General features: G+C 70.9%; 14 protein-coding genes. 4 read left to right on the top strand and 10 right to left on the bottom strand.

Annotation, left to right across the window (positions count from 1 at the left end; all coding sequences use genetic code 11):
- Positions 1-161: 161 nt before the first annotated feature.
- From ACSRUE_RS27760 to ACSRUE_RS27730, 7 genes are all read right to left on the bottom strand, one after another.
- Positions 162-5,222: an AAA family ATPase gene (locus ACSRUE_RS27760; protein ID WP_441286231.1), complete on the bottom strand. Its 5,061-nt coding sequence runs from the start codon at positions 5,220-5,222 to the stop codon at positions 162-164.
- A gap of 358 nt (positions 5,223-5,580) precedes the next feature.
- On the bottom strand, positions 5,581-6,807 hold the full coding sequence (locus ACSRUE_RS27755; RefSeq protein ID WP_441286230.1) for a vWA domain-containing protein: 1,227 nt from the start codon (positions 6,805-6,807) through the stop codon (positions 5,581-5,583).
- A gap of 54 nt (positions 6,808-6,861) precedes the next feature.
- Positions 6,862-8,598 carry a hypothetical protein gene (locus tag ACSRUE_RS27750; RefSeq protein WP_441286229.1) on the bottom strand — a complete coding sequence of 579 codons (1,737 nt, stop codon included), beginning with the start codon at positions 8,596-8,598 and terminating at the stop codon, positions 6,862-6,864.
- Between the two features lie 384 nt (positions 8,599-8,982).
- The gene (locus ACSRUE_RS27745) at positions 8,983-9,864 is read right to left on the bottom strand and encodes an ABC transporter ATP-binding protein (protein ID WP_441286228.1); all 882 of its coding nucleotides are present in this window, start codon (positions 9,862-9,864) and stop codon (positions 8,983-8,985) included.
- Complete coding sequence (locus ACSRUE_RS27740) at positions 9,861-10,691, bottom strand: ABC transporter ATP-binding protein (protein WP_441293137.1); 831 nt, start codon at positions 10,689-10,691, stop codon at positions 9,861-9,863. Before ACSRUE_RS27740 ends, ACSRUE_RS27745 begins: the two co-directional genes overlap by 4 nt.
- 5 nt (positions 10,692-10,696) lie before the next feature.
- Entirely contained in the window at positions 10,697-11,494 is a 798-nt protein-coding gene (ntrB, locus tag ACSRUE_RS27735; RefSeq protein WP_437767261.1) for a nitrate ABC transporter permease, read from the bottom strand.
- 79 nt (positions 11,495-11,573) lie between these two features.
- Positions 11,574-12,893, bottom strand: coding sequence for a CmpA/NrtA family ABC transporter substrate-binding protein (locus ACSRUE_RS27730; RefSeq protein ID WP_441286227.1), 1,320 nt, complete (start codon positions 12,891-12,893; stop codon positions 11,574-11,576).
- A gap of 553 nt (positions 12,894-13,446) precedes the next feature.
- Between ACSRUE_RS27730 and ACSRUE_RS27725 the strand changes: the two genes are divergently transcribed.
- The 4 genes from ACSRUE_RS27725 to ACSRUE_RS27710 all read left to right on the top strand — a co-directional run bounded on the left by ACSRUE_RS27725 (position 13,447) and on the right by ACSRUE_RS27710 (position 18,005).
- Complete coding sequence (locus tag ACSRUE_RS27725) at positions 13,447-14,058, top strand: 50S ribosomal protein L11 methyltransferase (RefSeq protein ID WP_441286226.1); 612 nt, start codon at positions 13,447-13,449, stop codon at positions 14,056-14,058.
- A 168-nt stretch (positions 14,059-14,226) separates the two neighbouring features.
- The gene (locus ACSRUE_RS27720; RefSeq protein ID WP_441286225.1) at positions 14,227-16,419 is read left to right on the top strand and encodes a hypothetical protein; all 2,193 of its coding nucleotides are present in this window, start codon (positions 14,227-14,229) and stop codon (positions 16,417-16,419) included.
- An 11-nt stretch (positions 16,420-16,430) separates the two neighbouring features.
- A complete protein-coding gene (locus ACSRUE_RS27715) occupies positions 16,431-17,057 on the top strand; it encodes a hypothetical protein (protein ID WP_441286224.1) in 627 nt (208 codons plus the stop codon).
- Positions 17,058-17,063: 6 nt separating this feature from the next.
- On the top strand, positions 17,064-18,005 hold the full coding sequence (locus tag ACSRUE_RS27710) for a formylglycine-generating enzyme family protein (protein WP_441286223.1): 942 nt from the start codon (positions 17,064-17,066) through the stop codon (positions 18,003-18,005).
- Positions 18,006-18,072: 67 nt separating this feature from the next.
- On the opposite strand, the gene ACSRUE_RS27705 is transcribed toward ACSRUE_RS27710, so the two are convergent.
- The 3 genes from ACSRUE_RS27705 to ACSRUE_RS27695 all read right to left on the bottom strand — a co-directional run bounded on the left by ACSRUE_RS27705 (position 18,073) and on the right by ACSRUE_RS27695 (position 19,851).
- Positions 18,073-18,249, bottom strand: coding sequence for a hypothetical protein (locus tag ACSRUE_RS27705; protein ID WP_441286222.1), 177 nt, complete (start codon positions 18,247-18,249; stop codon positions 18,073-18,075).
- 170 nt (positions 18,250-18,419) lie between these two features.
- Positions 18,420-18,815, bottom strand: a complete 396-nt coding sequence (locus ACSRUE_RS27700; RefSeq protein ID WP_441286221.1) for a hypothetical protein — start codon at positions 18,813-18,815, stop codon at positions 18,420-18,422.
- Positions 18,816-19,029: 214 nt separating this feature from the next.
- Complete coding sequence (locus ACSRUE_RS27695; protein WP_441286220.1) at positions 19,030-19,851, bottom strand: hypothetical protein; 822 nt, start codon at positions 19,849-19,851, stop codon at positions 19,030-19,032.
- Positions 19,852-20,210 lie beyond the last annotated feature (359 nt).

Genomic DNA, 20,210 nt, shown 5'->3' with positions numbered 1-20,210 from the left:
ACAAGAGCCGCCTCGCGCGACGGGCCCCTGCGCCTCGTGCCGCCGCTCGGGCCACGACAGAGCAGGACCCCCCCGGTCAACTGGCCAGCTCATGATGCGCGATCCGCTCCAGACGTGTCTACACGATTCGACGCGCAGATCGCCGCGCGCCTCTCGCCCCCCTAGCGCGGCGTGCCCGGCGCGCTCATGCCGCCCGACCGGCCGACGGCGTACGCGATCCCGCTCTGCAGCGTCCCCCGGATCACGATGCGCGACATGTCGATGTCGAGCCGGAGGAGCGCCTGCGCGACCTCGCCGCGGATGCCCGTCAGCACCGCCTGGACCCCGAGCAGCCGGAGCGCGTTCGCCGCCTTGAGCAGGGCGTTCGCCACGCGTTGATCGACCCCCTTGATCCCCGTGACATCGATGATGACGGTGCGGGTGCCGCTCCTCGTCGCGCCGTCGAGCAGGGTCTCGAGCACGTCGTGCGCGCGCTCCTCGTCCAGCGTGCCGATGAGCGGCATGACCATGACGTCGCTCGTGATGGGCACGAGCGGGGTCGACAGCTCGGAGATCTTCGCCCGCTGGAACCGGATCACCTCCTCTTGCAGCTCGGCCCGGGCCGCCTCGGCGCGCTCGCGCTCGCCGAGCTCGTGCAACAGGCGCAGGTTGGCGTCCCGGAGCTCGGCGCTCTGCGCGGAGAGGCGCACGTTGGCCAGAGAGAGCTCCTCGGTCCGCTCCCTCACCTCCTGCTCCAGCCGCTCGTTGGCCTCACGGAGCTCGGCGCTCACGGCCGTAAGGTCCGCGTAGAGCAGCGCGTTCTCGAGCGCCACCGCCGCCTGCGAGGACAGGAGCCGCAAGAGCTCGGTGCGATCGGCGGTGAACGCGTGCTCCGCGAGGTGGTTCTCCAGGTACAGCACCCCGCTCAGCCGGCCCTGGTGCAGGAGCGGCAAGCCCAGGATCGATTTCGGCCGGCGCGCGATCACGTGCGGATCGCCGGCGAGGCGCGGGTCGTCGTCCGCGCGCCCGATCACGAGCGCCTCGCGCGAGCGCGCCACGTAATGCACGACCGAGCGGGCCAGATCGAGGCGCGCCTCCAGGGGCATCGAGAGGCCCAGGCTCACCGTGTCGGGGCCGACCGCGATCATCGCCTCGACCGTCAGCACCTCGCCGCGCGCGAGGATGAGGAACCCCCGGCTCGCCCCGGCGCTCTTGATGACGCTGCGCAGGACCTGCTCGATCACCTTGTCGAGCACGATCGCGCTCGAGATGGCCTGGGCTGTGCTGAGGACCGTGGCGAGATCGAAGCTCTCCCCCGCGACGAGGCCCTGGAGCGCTGTGCCGGTCGGCGAGAGCGGAAGAGGCTGGCCCAGGGCCGAGGGGTCGGCCGACGCGAGCTCCTCGCGCAGCGCCTTGGCCTTCTCGGTCGCCCCCCAGCGGTCGTACAGGTAAACCGCCCTGCGCAGGAAGATGTGCGCGAACTCGACCCTGCCCTGGGCGAGCCAGAACCTGCCGTAAAGCTCGTTGCCGAGCGCCTGGTTGTTGATGTAGTCGGCCTGCCGCGCGGCCTCGATGCCCCGCTCGTACAGGTCCATCGCCTCGGCCCTCCGCCCCTCGACGCGGGCCTGCTCGGCGAGCAGGAGCAGGTGCTTGTGAAGCACGTTGTCCGGCCCGGCGTCGGCCCAGCGCTTCATCCGCCCGAGGAGCCGCAGCAGCTGCTCCTCGTGCTCCCGCCGCGCCGCGTCCTCGGCGCTCTCCCACGCGGCGATCCGCATGAGGCCCGCGTAGAACGTCGCCTCGGGCACCTTGGCGTGCGTCGGCAAGGCGCCCTCGATCACGGCGAGCTTCGGCATCAGATCGGCAAAGCTCGCCCTGTCGCCGAACAGGTAGGCATTCCGGATCTTGGCGTAAACCAACCACCCCATGTGGTAGGGCGAGCCGCCGTGCTTCGCCGCGTAGGACGCCTCGTCGAACCCGTCGTCGTCGAAGCTGAGCCGGCCCCTCGTCAGCCCTTGCAGGCACCGGAGGGGCTGGATCACGCCCGCGAGGAGGATATCGATGATGTCGTGGCTGCGGGCGCGCCGCAGGAACGCGAGGTGCGTCTCGGTGAGCTGCGAGAGCTCCACGAGGTTCATCCCGTAAGTGAGCCGGTCCGAGCCGCTCTGGCTGATCATGTATCCCATGGCCGTCCAGTCGCCGGCCTGGAGCCCGAGGTCGTAGACCCGGTCGTAATAGGGGTCCGCCTTCCGCAGGGGCTGCGTCCAGCTGTGCACGTCCGCGGAGAAGATGTGGTAGGTCTTGGCCCGGAGCACGAGGTTGTCGAGCTGGTCTGCGAGCTCGACGGCCATCTTGCCGAACCGATACGCCGTCTCGTACTCGCCGAGCAGCGGGCCGACCACCATGCCGTACGCGACGTATCCGAACGCGGACATATCGCTGTTCCCGTGCTGCAGCGAGAGCGTCACCATCTTCACGATGGCGAGGTTCGCGAGCGTCTGGTCGCTCGAGTTGTAGGCCCCGAAGAACAGGTTCACGAGCAGCTCCAGCGTCACGGGGTGCTCGGGGCTCGTCGTCCTCGGGGCGCGGGCGAGCTCCTCGATGCTGCGCCCGCCGAGGAGGACGGGCACCGCCCGGAGCTCCTGCTCGAGCAGCGCGGCGACCTCCTCCCGGGCCTCGGGGATCGGACAGCCGAGGAGCCGGAGGCCGGCCTTCTGGACCAGGGTCGCCTCGTGATTGCGCCACTGGAGCAGGTACTGGTTCGCCTGGACGAGGAGGACAGAGACCTTGTCCATGGCCGTCCGGGCGCGCGCGAGCGCCGCGGTACAGAGCCGCTCGGCCTCCTCGAAGGCGCCGCACAGCGACTCGACCTCGGCGCGCTCCCTGTGGAGCGCCAGGGCGAGGTCGTAGTGGTCGTCGAAGCCGCCGTGGGGCAGAAACCCGAGCCCCGCGCGGAGATAGCCGGCCGCCGCCTCGTAGGCGGTGGCGGCCTTGGCCCTCCTGCCGGCGGCGAGGTTCAGCTCCGCGGCCGTGGCCTGCTCCGCGGCCGAGGTCACGATGGGCGCCGCGATGTTGACGTGGTTCACGATGTCGAAGAGCGCCTCGTCCCGCGCGGCACCCTCGCAGCTGGCGAGCATGAGCCGCGCGATCCTGAGGTGGACCTCGCGCTTGCGATCCTCGCTGATGAGCGAGTACGCCGCCTGCTGGACGCGATCGTGCAGGAAGCGGTAGGTGACGCGCCAGTCGACGCCGGTCCGCGCCTCGTCGTCGGTCGCGTGCGCGAGGCGGTAGTCGGCGTCCACGGGCGCGATCAGGCCCTCTTGCAGGATCTTCCACAGCGCGGCCACGGTCTCGTGCGCCGGCCGCTCGCTGATGACCGCGAGGGTGCGCAGGTCGAACTCGTGCCCGATGCAGGCCGCGAGCCGGAGGACGCGGACGAGCTCGGGCTCGAGCTCCTCGATCTTGCGCGCCATGAAGTCGACGACGTTGTCGGTGACCGTGCGCCGCCGGATGCCGTCGAGATCCCATGTCCAGGCGCCCTTCTCGAAGCGGAGCAGGCCCTCCGCGTGGAGCGAGCCCAGGAACTGCCGCACGAAGAACGGATTGCTCTGCGTCCGGTCGAACACCACGCGGGCGAGCGGCTCGACGTCCGCGCGGGCCGCGTAGAGCGCGTCCGAGAGCAGCGCGATCACGTCGGCGAGGGCGAGCGGCCGCAGCTTGAGCTCGCGGAGCGGCGCCCCCGCCTTCTCGATCTCGTCGAGCGCGACGCGGAGCGGGTGGGCCTCGTACACCTCGTTGTCGCGGAAGGCGCCGAGGAGGAGCAGGTGGCCGCGCCCTGGATCGGCGGCCAGGACCTGGAGCAGCTTGAGCGAGGCCGGGTCGGCCCACTGCAGATCGTCCAGGAAGAGGACGAGCGGGTGCTCGGCGGTCGCGAAGACGCCGACGAACGCCTTGAAGATCGCGTGGAAGCGGCCCTGCGCCTCCGCCGGCGGGAGCTGCTGGACCGGGGGCTGCTGGCCGATGATCCACTCGAGCTCCGGGATGAGGTCGACGAGGAGCTGGCCGGTGCTCCCGACCGCGCGGCCGAGCGCCGCGCTCCAGCGCGCGAGCTGCTCCGGTCGCTCGGTGAGGATGTGCCGGAGGAGCTCCCGGAAGGCGCGCGCGAGCGAGGCGTACGGCGCCCCGCGGTTCAGCTGCTCGAACTTGCCCGCGGTGAAGTAGCCGCCTCGCTGGGCGATGGCCCTGCGCATCTCGTTCACCAGGGCCGACTTGCCCATCCCCGAGTACCCCGACACGAGCAGGAGCTCGCCCTCCCCGCCGGCGGCGCGCTCGAAGGCGGCGAGCAGCGCGCGCTCCTCCTCGGCGCGGCCGTAGAGCTTCTGCGGGATGCGCAGCGTATCGGGGATGTCGCGCAGGCCGAGCGCGAAGGGCGCCACGGCGCCGGAGCTCGAGAGCTGGCGGAGGCACGCGTCGAGATCGGCGAAGAGCCCGAAGGCGCTCTGGTACCGGTCCTCCGCGTTCTTCTCGAGGAGCTTCATCACGATCCGGGACACCGCGTCGGGCACGCCCGGGACTTGCTCGGGCGGCGGCACCGGCGTCCGCGCGATGTGGCCATGGATGAGATCGAGCGGGTCGCTGCCGGTGAACGGCAGGACGCCGGTGAGCATCTGATAGAGGGTCACGCCGAACGAGTAGAGGTCGGTGCGGCGGTCGATCACGCGGTTCATCCGGCCGGTCTGCTCCGGTGACATGTACGCGAGCGTCCCCTCGAGCGCCTCGGGGCTTATCGCCTGCTGCGTCTCCTGCGGGAGGAGCGTCGCGATGCCGAAGCCGACGAAATGGACCTCGAGCGTGTCCGGGTCGACGAGGAGGTTGTGCGGCTTGATGTCCTTGTGAATCACCTTGTGGCGGTGGAACTCGTCGAGGACCCGGGCCGCCGAGCGGGCGATCGTCAACGCCGCCTTGAGCTCCAGCCGGCCCGCGCGCAGGAGGTCGTGGAGCGTCGTCCTGCTCGGCCGCTCGAGCACGAGCGCGAGGCCGTTCCTGTGCTTCTCGAGCCCGTAGGCCTTGACGACGCCCTCGACGTCGAGCGCGCAGAGCACGTTGTACTCGTGCCGGAGCGCCGCGAGCTCACGCGCGCTCGGGAACTCGCTCTTCAGGACCTTGAAGACAGCAGGCTTGCGCTCGTCACCCCAGGTCCCTTCGAACACCTCGATGCTCGAGTCGACGTAGATCGGCTGGCTCACGGAACAGGTCGCGGAGAGCATCTCACCTCGCCGGGGCGCTCGGCCGGACCGCCGTCGCTGCTCGCGTCGAGCGGGCAGGACGGACGGTGTTCTCGCACAAGCGCACCATGGGCGGATTATGTCTAGATCGCTGCCCCCGAGTCACCACCGAAATCGGAACATCGATTCGTCCGTGGTGATATTTTTCAGCATTTGTGCGCTAGACATCCAACTTGGACGGAGTCCGGCGTTCGCGCCCGTCACCGAGCGCGGCAGTGCGGCGCGCTAGCGCGGCGCTTCATGCGATGTGGGCTGGCTCTCGGTGGGCTGGAGGAGGTCGATCAAGCGGCGCGCCGGGAGGGCGCGTCACAGGCGCAGGTCATTGCGGCACCTCGACGGTGGGACAACCGAACTCGACACGGACGCTCTCCGCCCCCATGGATTTCACGTGCTCACACGTGGCGCCCTTGATCACGATGGTGGGCGGGGTCGTCGAATCGTCGTAGTCCCAGCCGTCGTCGCCCGGCTTCGGCAGCACCTCGTCGTCGATGAAGACGTTCACCTTCGCGCGGTCCGGCGGCTCGGTCTCCAGCGAGAGCGCGCAGGTCCTCACGAGATCCCTCGTGATGCCTGTCAGCGTATCGCCGAGGCTCGCCGCGTCCACCACCTCGAAATAACGGGGCGAGGTCTCCGACGTGGCCGTGTCGCCCTCGACGGCGAGCTGGTCCAGCACATGGGCATAGGCCGTCGCGCCGGGGATGCCGACGACGAAGGTCTTGATGCCGGCCGCGCGCAGGTCCTTCACCCGCTGCACCGTGCGCACGTCGTCCAGGCACACGTCCGTCAAGCCGGCGACGCAGCAGTTCGGCACGCCCGAAGGGCAGTCGCCATCCATGTTCGTGGTGCAGGTCGCGGCCTCGCAGGTCATGGCCGGATCCTGGTTGCAGTTGGGACCGCCGTCGGTCGCCAGGAGGACGTACTTGTCGCCTTCGAGGGTGCCTCCAGCTCCCACGGTGAGGTACCCGAGGGCGCGCGCGAGGGCGTCCGCGGTCGGCGTCGCGCCGCCGGGGTCCGTGCCGTCCAGGAGGGTTTTGATGGCGGGGACGGAGGTCGCGCCCGGCGCAACGGCCACGCTCAGGTCCTCCCCCGCCGGCATGCCGCAGTGCTCGTCGGAGGGAAAGAGCTGAAGCCCGACGGACATCCTGTCCTGGATCACGTCGAGCGCGGTGCCGAGGGCGTCCTTCATCATCGTCCAGCGGTCGCTCCCTTCCCAGTCCTTGGTCATGCTGTCGGAGCGATCGAGCACGATCACGAGGTGAACCTGCCGCGGCTGAGCTTCGACCTGCTGGCCGCCGCAGTCGCCGCCGCCCTCCCCCCCGCCCGAGCTGGCGCCCGGCCCGGACGCGATGAAGCCGCCTCCGAGCGAGGGCTCCCCGCTCGTTCCACCGAAGTCCGTCCCGCCGGCGCCGCCGTCTCCGGAGCCGCCGCTGCCCGCGCCCGTTCCGCCACCCGATACCGAGCATCCCGGCGCGAGCGCCCAGCCGAGGCACCAGAGCGATGCCAGGAACAAGGAGCGGGCGTGGTTCCCGCGGTTCTTGCCGATCATAGCCATTCTCCTCGACACGAGTGAATCGACACGAGTCAACGCCAGCGCGCGGCGTCAGCCCGGAGGAATGCGGCAGATGCCGCTGTAACACTGCACGGTTCCGGCGTTGCAGCAGTCGGACGTCGCGCCGCAGAGCTGCCCGTACTCGGCGCATCGCGGCGGGGTGCCGCCCGCCCCGTCCGAGCCACCGCCGCCGCCTGCGCCGCCTGCGCCGCCTGCGCCGCCCGTTCCGCCGGTCGCGCTCGAGCTCCCGGTCGCGCCTGACGGGGAGTCTGTCGTGCACGTGCCCGACAGGGAGCCCGGCTCGTACTCGCACGTCGTTCCGACGCAGCAGTCGCCGTTGTTCGTGCAGGGTCCGCCCGCCGTGACACACTGGGGCGTCGTCCCTCCGGGCGTGTCGTAACACTGGAGCTTGCCTGTTTCGCTATTCCGCACGCAGGGAGCGCCGTCGCAGCAATCGTCGGCGGAGGCGCAGTCCTCGCCTGCCTGGCGGCAGGCTGTGAGCGCGTTGCACCGAGGCACGCCGAGGGCGTCGAGGCGGCAGTTGCTGGCGTTCCCCAGGTAGTTGCAGCAGTTGTTGGGAGCGCTGGTGGAGGTATCCGAGCAATAGCTGTCCTTGAAGTGACAGACGCCGCCCTGGGGCGTGCAGCCGTTCGGGTTGCGGCAGCGGCCGATCTCCCCGTCCGGATCCCCCGACTTGTCGCAGACGACGTTGCCCGCGCCCGGCAGAGCGGCGGTGGGATCGCCGCCGCAGCAGTCCTCGTTGCGCTGGCACAGGGCGCCGTTCACGCGGCAGCCGCTCGGCGGCTGGCAGACGGCGATCCCGGTGGGGCCGTACGGCGCGCACACGCGGCTGCAGCAGAAGCCGCAGCTGTCGCAGACCGCGCCGTCGATGCCGCCGCTGTTGCAGCGGCTCGCCGTCGACGGCTCCGCGCCGCAGTACCCCGCGGGATCGGAGGTGTTCCGCTTCACGCATACGCCGGTACAGCAGTCGCTGTCGCCCTTGCAGACGTCGTTGCGCTGCACACAGAACGAGGAGTAGAGGACGCAGCGGTTGTCTCGCCCGCAGAGCTGGGAGCAACACTGGCTGTCCTCGGTGCACGGGTTGCCGCCCGTCTTGCATGCGGTGGCGCCGTTGACGTCGCTGCACGTCCCGCCGGCGCACATGCCGCTGCAGCACGCGGCGCCGCCTGCCGTGCAGTCGGATCCGTCGGGGAGGCAGGCGGTCGCGCTGCACCTGCCCGAAGCGCAGTTGAGACTACAGCACTCCGAGGATTCCTCGCAAGCGGCGCCTGTCCCGAGGCAGACGCTGAGCGGCGAGGCGCAGGTGCTCGTCGCGCTGTCGCAGATGCCGGAACAGCAATCTCCGGAGCGCGCGCACGTGGACCCGAAAGGCGCGCAGGTCGGCACCTCGACCCCCGTGTCAGGGCCGCCCGCGCCGCCGACGCCGTCGGTACCGCCGGCGCCCGTACCGCTGGCGAGCGCACCGCCGGTGCCCGCGCCACCAACGCCCGTGCCCGCGCCCGCGCCGCCTTCTCCAGCGCTCGCCGTCGCGCTGGCGCCGCCCGCTCCGGCCGTCTCGCCGCCGCCGCCCGTTCCAGTCGTCCCGCCGCCGCCAGCGTTGGCCCCTCCGGAGCCACCGGCCGAGGAGCTGCCCCCGGCCGCGCCGCTGGAGGGCCCCGACGTGGTGGCGACGCCACCTTCGCCTCCCGAGCCGGTGCCCCCGGACGAGCCGCAGGCACCAGAGAGCCATACGATGCCGACAGCCGCGAAGATTCGAGATACACGCATGCAGTTTCCTCGCTTGATCGTTCGCCGCAACCGACGCAGTCGGAGAAAGGATACATTCGCGCAACTCCAGCGTGTCCGTATGGCTTTTGTTTCAGGGCATGCCCCTCCCCCTCTATTTTTGTCGGAGGTGGTGAGCTTCGTGCGCGCTGCGCGCACCTGTGCGCGCAGCGCAGAGCTCGCGCTCGCCTGCCCGTGATGGCTCTGACCAGAACGGTCAGCGAGACCGCACTCCGCGCTTTGGTGAGGTTCGTCGCAAAGACCCCTCGACGGAGGAAGCGACGCTGTACGCTGTACGGTCCTCGAGAGGAGAGGACATGCAGGCTGTCTGGAGAGGCACGTTGATGGGGCAGCCCGGCGGCGGCCGTCCGCTCCCTTCTCCCCCGCTTACGCCGATGTCCTCGTCCCCTTCCAGAGCGTGCTCCAGAACCGCCCCGTCTTCACGGCGCCCTCCGGGACGGACTCTCGGGCGCTCTCCTCGGCGGGCTTCTCCTTGTGGGCCTGGCCCTCGAGGAAGGTGATCAGCCGCTCTCGAAGGAGATAGTACATCGGGTCCTCCAGCACCTCCTGACGGTCCCGCGGGTGCGGGAACGGGACCTCGAGGATCTCGCCGACCCGCGCCCCCGGGCCGTTCGTCATCATCGCGATGCGGTCCGACAGGAACAGGGCCTCGTCGACGTCGTGCGTGACCATCAGCGCCGTCTTCTGGTCCTCTGCCCACAGGTTCATGAGCACCTCCTGGAGCTCGAACCGGGTGAGCGAGTCGAGCATGCCGAAGGGCTCGTCCAGAAGGAGCATCTTGGGCGACAGGGCGAAGGCGCGCGCCAGCCCGACCCGCTGCTGCATCCCCGACGACAGCTCGCGCGGCTTCTTGTGCAGGGACTCCTCGAGCCCCACGAGCTCGAGGTAGTGCGTCGCGATCTCGATGCAGTCGTTCCTGCTCTTCTGCCGGTGGACCTGCTCGACCCCGAGCAGGACGTTCTCGAGCGCCGTCATCCAGTGCAGGAGGCAGGGCGACTGGAACACGACCCCGCGGTCCGGGCCAGGCCCCTGGATCTGCCTGCCCGCGAGGACGATACCGCCGCTCGTGATCTCGGAGAGGCCCGCGACCATCGACAGCACGGTGGACTTGCCGCACCCCGAGTGGCCGATGAGGGACAGGAACTCTCCCTTCCTCAGGTTCAGATCGAAGTTCCTGACGACGACCGACGGGCCCTTCGGCGTGGGAAAGGTCTTCGTGACGTTCCAGATCTCGAGGTACTTCTTCATGCGACCGCCTCCGCGCTCCGCGCTGCATCGGGCGCGCCCTCGCCCGCCTTGGGCCCGGCGCCCGGGCCGAGCAGGTAGCCGATCACCGCGCCGCGGATCTCCTTGAACCGCGGGTCGCGGTTGAGGGCCTTGCGATCCCGAGGGCGCTCGAGATCGACGGTGATCCCTGGCCCCAGCGTGGCCCGGGGGCCCTTGCTGAGCGGGAGGATCCGGTCGGCGAGGAGGATGCCCTCGTCGACGTCGTTCGTGATGAGGAGCACGGTCTTCCGGGTGGCGCGCCAGATCCGCGCGAGCTCGTCCTGGAGCGTCGCGCGCGTGAGCGCGTCCAGCGCCCCGAACGGCTCGTCCATCAGGAGGACCTCCGGATCCATGGCGAGCGCCCGCGCCACCGAGACCCGCTGGCGCATGCCGCCGGAGAGCTGCGCCGGCTTCTTCTCGCGGGCCTCGGTGAGCTTCACCATGGCGATGTAGCGCTCGGTGTGCTCCCGCTTCTTCTCTGTGGACCAGGAGCCGAAGATCTGGTCCACGGCCAGGTAGACGTTCTCGTAGACCGTGAGCCAGGGCAGGAGAGAATAGTTCTGGAAGATGACGCCGCGGTCGGGGCCCGGCCCCTCGACGACCTTCCCGTTCAGCTTGACCTCCCCGGTGTCCGGCCTGAGGAGCCCGGCGATGAGGGACATGAGCGTCGTCTTGCCGGCGCCCGAATAGCCGACGACGGCGACGAACTCGCCCTTCTCGATCTCCAGGTGGATGTCCCTGAGCACCTCGGTGCGGGTGGCCCCGCCACCGTAGCTCTTCCCGACGTTGCAGAGCTCGACCAGCGGCATGGACGTCACGCTCCCGCCAGCTTGAGCCGGCGCTCGACGAGGCTCATCAGGGCGTCCAGGAGGAAGCCGACGACCCCGATGGTGATGATGCACAGGATGATGTGCTCGTAGATGAGGCTGTTGTACTCCTGCCAGAGGAAGCCGCCGACCCCGGGCGAGCCGGTCAGCATCTCCACGGCGACGATGACAAGCCAGGCGATTCCCAGGCTGAGCCGGAAGCCCGTGAACATGTAGGGGAGCGCCGCGGGGAGCTGCACCTTGAACAGCGTCTTCATGCGCGACAGCCGGAGCACCCGGGCGACGTTCATGTAGTCCTGCGGGATCGATCGCACCCCGAGCGCGGTGTTCAGGACCGTCGGCCACATCGAGCACATCGCGATGGTGAAGACGCCGGCAGGGTCGGGCTTCTGGAAGAGCACGAGGCCGAGCGGGAGCCACGCGAGGGGCGAGACCGGGCGGAGGATCTGGATGATGGGATCGAAGCTCGACCTGAACAGCCTCGACGCGCCCAGGAAGAAGCCGATCGGCGTCCCGAGCAGGATCGCCAGCGTGTAGCCCTTGGCGACCCGCTGGAGCGAGTACCAGGTGAAGCGGAGGATGCCCTGGTCGAGCTCTCCCCGCTTCTCGAACGGCTCGAAGATGTAAGGCCTGCTCACCTCCCATGTCTTGAGCGGAGAGGGCAGCGCCTGGGTCCACAGGCTGCTCGCGGCGGCCCACAGCCCGATCACGCACGCCACCCCGAAGAAGGGGAGGATCATGTGGTCGACTCGAATCCTCGGAGAGATCGCCTTCGCCTCGCTCATGCAGCACTCCTCATTCCGCGTCTTCCGCTTCCGCTTCCGCCGCCGCGCCTCTCGCCTGCGCGGCGATGGCGCTGTGGGTTCATCCCTTCAGGGCGTGGACCGGGAACGACGTCGCGTACTTCTCCGGGTCCTTCGGATCGAACGTCACGCCGTCGAACAGCGTCTCGGGCGCGTCGCTCCGGCCGCCGTGCGCGACCCCGAGCTCCTTCATCGCCTCCTCGTAGAGATCGGGGCGCATGACCTGCTTGACGACGCCCTCGTAGTCCGGCTTCCCCTCCACCATGCCCCACCGGCGGAACTGGCTGAGCCACCAGAGAGCGTACTTGGGCTGCGGGTAGTTGCAGCCCCGCTCGCTGAAGATCATGTAGTCCTTGTCCTCGTTCTTGCGCCCGTCGCCGTAGTCGTAGCGCCCCTGCAGCCGGCCGAGGATGAGCTCCGGCGGACAGTTGATGTACGTGGGCCTCGACACGATGTCCGCCTGCTCGGGGCGGTTGTCGAGCCTGTCCAGCCAGACGCTCGCCTCGTGGAGCGCCTTGATCACCGCCTTCACCGTCTTCGGGTTCTTGTCGGCGAACTCCGCGGTGAACGCGCACACCTTCTCGGGGTGGTCCCTCCAGAGCTCCTGCGTGGTGATGGCCGTGTAGCCGATCTGGTCGGAGATCGCCCTGGCGTTCCACGGCTCGCCGACGCAGAAGCCGTCCATCTTGCCCACCTTCATGTTGGCGACCATCTGGGCGGGCGGGATGGTCACGAGCGCGACGTCCTTGTCCGGGTGGACGCCGCCCGCGCCCAGGTAATAACGGGTCCACATGGCGTGCGTTCCAGGCGGGAACGTCATCGCGAAGGTCATGGGCGCCCCCTTCTCCTTCGCCTCCTCGACGAACGGCTTGAGCGCCCTGGGATCTCCGGCCACCTTGCCCCGGAGGTCGCTCTTCATCGTGATCGCCTGGCCGTTGCGGTTGAGCAGCCACGGGATGACCATCGGCATCTTCGGCGATCCGAGGAGCCCCATCGTCGAGGCGAGGGGCATGCCGAAGAGCATGTGCGTCGCCTGCAGATCCCCGTTCGTGAGCGAGTCGCGGATCGCGGCCCAGCTCGCGCCCTTCACGATGGTCGCGTTGATGCCGTACTTCTTGAAGAACCCCTTCTCGTGGGCGATCACGAGAGGAGAGCAGTCGGTCAGCGCGATGATGCCGAAGCGCAGATCGGGCACCTCGGGCCTGGCGGCGTCCGGGATGAGGGGCGCGGCGTTCGCCGCGGGCTTCGCCGACGCCTCGGACCGCGATTCGCAAGCGGGGAGGAGCGCGGCTCCCCCGAGCGCGAGCGCACCGCCGAGGAAGCGCCGGCGGTGGAGGGGCGTGGCGCTCGGGGCCTCGCTCGCAGGTTCTCGTCTCTTCATTGCAAAGATCCTTTGCTGGGATGACCGTGGAGCCTCGGACGCATGGAGAGGGACACGCCCGCCGGTCGGGGCAGACTGGACGGGCTGCGCTCCGAGGCGCCGTCCGTGAAACCGCCTGTTCGTTCGAGGGTGAGCTAGGCCAGCTCCGCGGCGAGATCGGCAGGGTGAGCGCTCTCTCGCCGCGGGCGTGCGCCCTGGATGGTCTCAGCCATACACGGGCCCAGGATTTGCCAAGGACGATGCATGGGCGCGTGTTTCTATGAAGTTTCTATAGGATATTTTTCTTCATTCGCTTCACGTTCATCACGTTCATCACGTTCATCACGTTCGTTGCGTCCGTCATGTTCGTTTCGTTCGTCGCGTCGCCTTCGTCGTCGGTTTCAGCGTGCGGGTGTACGTCCCTCGCCGCGCTCGATGGGCCCTTCCGCCTGGAGGCGGGCGGGGGCGCCGGTGGTGGGGGTGGGCGTCGCCGAGGTGATGCGGGCGACCGCCGAGGGCATCGACACCGGGGAGCTGACACCCGGGCCGCCGCGGTGGCAGACTTCGACGACGCATGAGCGACCGTTCGACCCTCGTTGACGTGCCGCCTCGCTTTCGCGTGATCACCGATCCACGGGGCGCGGAGGTCGACGACCGCACCATCGTCCTCGGCCCGAGCCACGCGTTCGGCGACGGCCGGCACGAGAGCACGCGGATGTGCCTCCAGGCGCTCGCGTCGTTCGCGCCACGCAGCGGCTTTCGCGTCTTCGACGTGGGGAGCGGGACGGGGATCCTCTCGATCGGCGCCGCGAAGCTCGGCGGCGAGGCGATGGGCGTCGACATCGACGCCGCCGCGAACGCGATCGCGGCGGACAACGCGCGGCGGAGCGGGGTGGAAGCGCGCGTGAGCTTCTCGACGACGTGGCCGGACGGGACGTTCGACATCGTCGTGGCCAACATCCTCCGCGACGTCCTCACGGCGCTCGCCCCTCGGATCGTGGCGCGCCTGGCTCCCCGCGGGACGTTGATCCTCTCGGGGCTCGTGTCCACCGACGTTCCGGAGATCGTGGCGCGTTATGCGCCGCTCCTCACCGACCGTCGACCGGAGATCTTCGAGCGGGGCGCGTGGCGCGCGCTCGTGTGGCGCGACGCCGAGCCGCGCGCCGGTGCCGGAGCCGCGACATGATCTCGGCGCGGCGGGCGCCCCCGGATGACGGCATGACCGCATGACTCCATGACCGGAACCGGAACCGGAACCGGAACCGGAGGAGCATGAGGGAGCAGCGCCGTCGCGCCCTCCCGCAGCGCGGCCGTTGACCCGGGGCGCGAAGGCACGCGAACATCCGGCGATCCCTTGCCGCCCCTCCCCGCGACACGCCACCTCGCCGCGCTCCTCGCGCTCGCCGCGAGCGCCTGCTCCCGCGGCCCCGCGCCCGGCACGGACGCGGGGCCTGGCCCGGCCGGCAGCGCGAGCTCCTCGGTCAGCGGCGCCAGCGGCGCGGGCGCTCCGGCCGCTCCCCTGCCTCCGGCCGCGGCCGCGCCGCTGCGCGCGCCGGTCCGCGAGGGCGGCGCCCTGTCCCGCGCCGCGCGCGAGGACGTGCTCTATGTGGCCGACGAGGACCACGGCGTCGTGCGCGTCGTGCCGCTGCCGCTCGACCCCGCCCGGCCCGGCGCAGGGGTCCCCGCGCCGGGCAGGCCCGCGCAGGTGCTCGCGCTCGGCGGGCGCGGCGAGCGCGACGCGCGCGTGCTCGCCACCGTCCGCGACCCGGGGCTGCTGCTGATCCTCCGGCCGGATCCTGCGGCCGGCCTCGTCGAGGTGGGCCGCGTGCCGCTGCCCGCCGACGCGTGGGGCATCGCGGTCACGCCCGACGAGAAGACCGCGATCGTGACCTCGGCGTGGACCCACAAGGTCTCGGCCGTCGACCTCGAGGCCGGGCAGACGCGGTGGACCGTCGACGTGGCGCGCGAGCCGCGGGGCGTGGCGGTGCTGCCCGACGGCAGCGCCGCGTACGTGAGCCACCTCGTCGGCGCCGATCTCACGAGGATCGACGATCTCGGCGGGGCGCCGAAGGTCCGGCGCGTCGCCCTGCCCGCCTCGCCGCTGCGCGCGCCGTCGGGCGAGCGGCTCGCCGCGTCGCTGGGGTATGCGCTCTCGCTCTCCGAGGACGGGCGGCGCCTGTTCGCGGCGCGGCACGCGCTCGGCGCCATGGGCCACGCCGCGTGGTTCGGCGCCGCGACGGTGGACGTGCTGATCACCGGCCGGGACGAGCCGCTCGCCCCGCCGCACCACGGCAACCTGCCGGTGCTCCGGTCGGCGTTCGCGGAGCAGGTGATCACCCCGGAGAGCGTGATCACCCTGCCCGGCGCGGGCGTCACGCCCGTCACCCAGCCGCGCGCCATGGCGTACCGCAAGCGCGCGCGCACGCTGCTCGTCGCGGGCGAGGGCGACGATCTCGTTCTCGAGGTGGACGCGACCGCGGTCGATCCGACGCTCGCGATCGTGAAGAGCTACCCGGTCGGCGGCCGCTACGATCCGCACATCCGCGTGGCCGGCACGTGCGGCGCGCCGACAGGCCTCGCGCTCTCCGCGGACGAGGCGACGGCATGGGTCTTCTGCCGATCGACAGGCGACGTGGCGGCGATCCGGCTGCACGACGCGGCGGCGGGCTCGACCGTCGCGCCCGTGGGAGCGGCGGGCTCGGCCGGCCCCGCGCCGGCGTCAGCCGCCGCGGGCGCGGCGGAAGGGCCGTCGGCGCTCGTGCACCTCGCCGACGATCCGCTCGGGCCGGAGGTCGCGAAGGGCCGCCGGCTCTTCTACAACGCGCTCGACGCCACGGTGAGCGGCAACCTCGGCTGCGCGGGATGCCACCCCGACGGGCGCGACGACGGGTACGTCTGGCGCGAGGCCACCTTCAGCACGGCCGACGGCGAGCACGCGAACTTCGTCGGGCGGCCGGAGAACATCCCCGAGGTCGCCAGGAAGCGAGGGGCTGCGCGGCGCACCCCGATGCTCGCCGGCAACGTGGGCGCGGCCGGGCCGTACGGCTGGCACGGCGAGAGCGAGGACCTCGTGAGCAGGCTCCAGACGGGCATGGGGCTGCACCGCTGGGGCGGGTTGCCGATCGACCATACGCCGACCAGCCTCGCGGCGCGGGCGACCTATCTCGCGATGTTCCTCCGGCGGGGCCTCGTCACGCCGCCAGGCGCCGAAAGGGCGCCGGACGAGCGCGTGAAGCGCGGCCGGGAGATCTTCCACAGCGACGAGGCGAAGTGCTCCCGCTGCCACGTCCCCACGAGCGATTTCACCGATCGCACGGCGTACCCGATGCCGAAGCGACCGCCGCCGCCGGGCTACGACGAGGATCCGCGCCCCGAGTACAAGACGCCGTCGCTGCGCTTCGTCGGAGGCCGGCCGCCGTACCTTCACGACGGGCGCGCCGGCACGCTGGCAGAGCTCATCGAGCAGAACGCCGACTGGATGGGCAAGACAAGCCACCTGTCGCCCGAGGACAGGGCGGCGCTCGTGGCGTTCCTGGAGACGTTATGAGGCCGCGCTCCATGCTGCTCGCCTTGATGGTCGCTGGCGTGGCCTCCGTCCTGGCCGCGACGTCGGGGGCGCCCGGCGCGCAGCCAGGCGGCGCGCCCAGGGCCGAGGTGAGCGCCTCGCAGCCCGGCGGCGCGTCCAAGGCCGCGGCGAGCGCCACGGCCGACGCCGGCGCGACCGATGCCGGCGCGACCGACGCCGGCGCGACCGACGCCGGCGACGAGCTGCCCCTCGACGCCGCGCCCTTCCCGCCCGAGCCGTCCAGGCAGCCCACGGCCGCCGAGTGGAAGGCGGCGCCCCGCGTCCGCCTCTCCCGCGCCGGCCCCGCGGCCGCGGGCTGCCGCGCGTACAGGGCGAGGGAGTGGCTGCGCATCCGCTGCCCGGAGCTCACCGTCTCGGCCATCTCGCTGCTCGGCGGGAAGACCGAGGGCGTGGCCTTCTGGATCGATCCGCCCCGCGGCGGCAGCGAGCTCCCGCGCGGGGGCGAGGTGATGTTCCCGATCCGCCGCGGCGATCGGCGGGTGATCCAGATCCTGACGTTCGGCCCGGGCTACGACGGGCCGTTCACCTTGTTGCCGGCGATCGTCATCCAGGAGCAATGGCTGGAAGACGAGCCGGCGCCGACCGTGACCGCCTCCTGAGACATCATGCGATCCCACACCACGCTCCGCGCCATCTCCTCGCTGTTCCTCCTCGCCGCTGCGAGCGGCGTCCTCGCCGTCGCGTGCGGCGCCGCCCCCGCGGCTCCCGGCGGCCCGCCCGCCGATCAGGCGCCCGCTGCGCAGCCTGCGGCCACGAGCCCCGCCCCGACCGGGGCGGCGCTCGCCCCGGCGTCGCCCCAGCCCGAGCCGACGGCGACCTCGGCGCAGGCGAGCGCCGGGCAGCCCGGCGCCGAGCCGCCCGCCGCGCCCGCCGAGGCGACGAGGCCATCGGACGGCTGCCCCGAGGGCATGGCCCGGGTCCCGGGCGGCAGCTTCGTGATGGGCCCGCTCAAGGTGAAGGCCACCGTGAGTGACCTCTGCGTCGACAGGACCGAGGTCACCGCGGAGGCCTTCGCGGCGTGCGTCAAGGATGGCAAATGCACGGATACGTTGGCCAATTGCGCCAAGGAGGCGTCGACCTACGGCGTGGCCGGCAAGGAGAAGCAGCCGATGGTCTGCGTCGACTTCTCGCAGGCCCAGGCCTACTGCGCGGCGCAGGGCAAGCGGCTGCCGCGCGACGACGAGTGGGAGTGGGCGGCCCGCGGCGGCGAGGAGGCGCGGCCGTATCCGTGGGGCGAGGAGGCGCCGAAGGATCAGCTCTGCTGGTCCGGCGGCGGCACCGTGCGCAAGACCGCGTGCGACGTGGGGAGCTTCCCGGCCGGCGCCAGCCCGCAGGGCATCCAGGACCTGGCGGGCAACGTCTTCGAGTGGACCACCAACGCCAACGACGGCAAGGGCAAGATGCGCATCGCCCGCGGCGGCAGCTGGCGCGACGGCATCGCGCCGCTCGTCAGGACCGCGCGGCCGGGCGGCTTCGAGGCGACGTACCGCTGCGGGTTCCTCGGCATCCGCTGCGTCGTCGAGCCGGCGGCCCAGGCGACCAAGTAAGCCGCGCCGCGTCGGCCGAGCGCCAGACGGGAATCGGCTGGGAATGCCGTCCCTGACACCGGACCCGTCACTCGGCGGTTGCTGAGGTCGCGCCCTGGTTCGCCAGTTCCTGGCACGGCGCGGCGGCGGTGTCACAGGCGTCCATCGCGTCTTCGGCGTCGACGGTGATGACGTGACGGTCCGCCGCGCTGCACTCACACTGCCACCCCAATGCCGGATCTTCCTGCTTACAGCTGATGTTCAACGGCGCTCATACCCGCCAAAGCTGTCTTGATAAACACAGCTGGCAACCCCACCGATAGTCCTGCAGTTCGCCGTGATCGTGTTACCGGCGCACACCTGGCGCACCGAACAAAAATCGTCACCCTCCTGCACCGTAGCGGGTGAACGATGGACTGACGCAGCGCGCGGCCGTCAGCCGCGATCGTCGGCCGCCATGGAGCGCAGGACGCGCTCGGAGGCTTCGGCGTGCTCGAGCAGCAGCGCCGCAAAACCGCGCTGAAGCTCGATCTTGCGGCGCATCCACGCCTCGAAGGCGCCGCGGTCGAAGCGCGCGAGGTCGTGGGGGGCGGCGGGCAAATCGCCCGCAGCCCGCATCGTCTCCGCGGCGCGGCCCGCCGCCTCGCCGATCTCGCGGTAGCCGGCGGCCACCCGGCGCATCGCGTCGTGTTCGCGGCGGGCCTCGGGCGTCGCGCTGCCCACCCAGCGCGCGTGGGCTTCCAGGTTGTCGGCCACGTGTCGGAACAGCTCAGCCAGCCGCTCGGGAACCACCGCGTTGTTCGCCAGATCGCGTCCACAGGGCTCGTCCATCGGTACCTCCTGTCCATTCGCCCCAACGCGCGAGGCGTCAGGTCGTGACCGCAGGCCGCGGTCCAGGCGCTGCTATCTGAAACTCAGACGCCTCGTAGCGGCCGTGCGCTCCCGGCGCGGAAGCGCAAGAAGGCGACCGCCTGAGCGCGAGCGGCCAACGAAGCCGAGCGCGCGACGATCCTCGAGAGGATCGCCGGCGCCGGACCTCGGCCGATCAGATGTTGCACTCCACGAAGCCCTGCGTGTTCGTGGAGACGTTCATCTCCCACCTGGACTGGGTGGCGTCGTACTGGACGACCACGCCGGTGGAGACGCCGCCGCGGAGAATGCCGCCGATCCCCTTGAGCCAGCACGTCTTGCCGTCCACCGCGGGGCCGAGGTTCACCGACCCTGCCTGGATGCCGTGGTAGGCCTCGCCGAGGTGGTCCGTCACCTGGACGCAGCTCGCGTAGCCCGCGACCTTCCCCTGCCCGTGGAGGTACCAAGCGCCGCCGTCTTTCACCACGCCGATGTAGTCCGACGCGCTGGCGAAGTTGTCGCCGCCCTCGTAGTTGATGACCTGCGTCAGGAAGCAGCGTCGGTTGTTGCTGGTGGACGCGAGGTACACCCTGGGGCTGGTCGTGGTATAGCTGTTGTTGGAGTAACCGACTTGCGGGATCATGGTGCCGGGGTTGGCGAGCCCACCGTAGGCACGAACCGACACACCCGAGTCGGCGTGCGCGAACACGCGCGCCGTGCCGAGCCAGCTGTACATCGCGACGTTGCCACCGTCCCGGAGGTTTCCGGTCACGCCCATGAGGTAGGCCGCGTTCCCGCTCCAGGTGCCGAGGTTCTGGAAGGCGTTGCCCGACGTCGCGGTGGCGCTGCTGTACCCGAACGCGGCAAACGCCTGCTCGGCGGCGCCGATCGCCTCGTCCTCGCCCCCGTCGACGTCGCCGTTGCCCTGATCCGGGCTCTCGACCTCGACGTTGCACCCCAGGAGGGCGACGACCGAAGCGACCGACAGCACGCGAAAACAAGCGCGAGCTAGTTGCATGTGCATAGGATGTTTCCCTTTTTCGAACGCAGCGGGCCGAGGCGGCGCGCTGCGACGGCAATGCTACGCTGACCCGACCCGGTAACAACGGGCACGGGGCTTACGGCGCGCGCGGGGCGGCGTTTTCGAGAAGAGCGCCGAGGACCAGCACGACGTTTGCCGTGCTCAGCGAGAGCGGCAAGCGGCTGGAGACGTACATCGTGGAGACCGACGGACAAGCTCTCATGGAGCGCCTCACGACGATCCCTGGCGACAGATACGCGGCCCTGGAGGTCGCCGAGCGACTCGGCCTCTGCGCCGCGCAAGCGGACGCCGAGGCTGCGCAGCAGCGGCGACGGCCATGCGCAGGCGTCGAGCCA

Source organism: Sorangium sp. KYC3313 (assembly GCF_052075895.1).
In the GTDB taxonomy this organism is placed as follows: Bacteria; Myxococcota_A; Polyangia; order Polyangiales; family Polyangiaceae; genus Sorangium; species Sorangium cellulosum_B.
The sequence above is the reverse complement of the archived record's forward strand: the minus strand, read 5'-3'. Positions and strand labels throughout refer to the sequence as shown.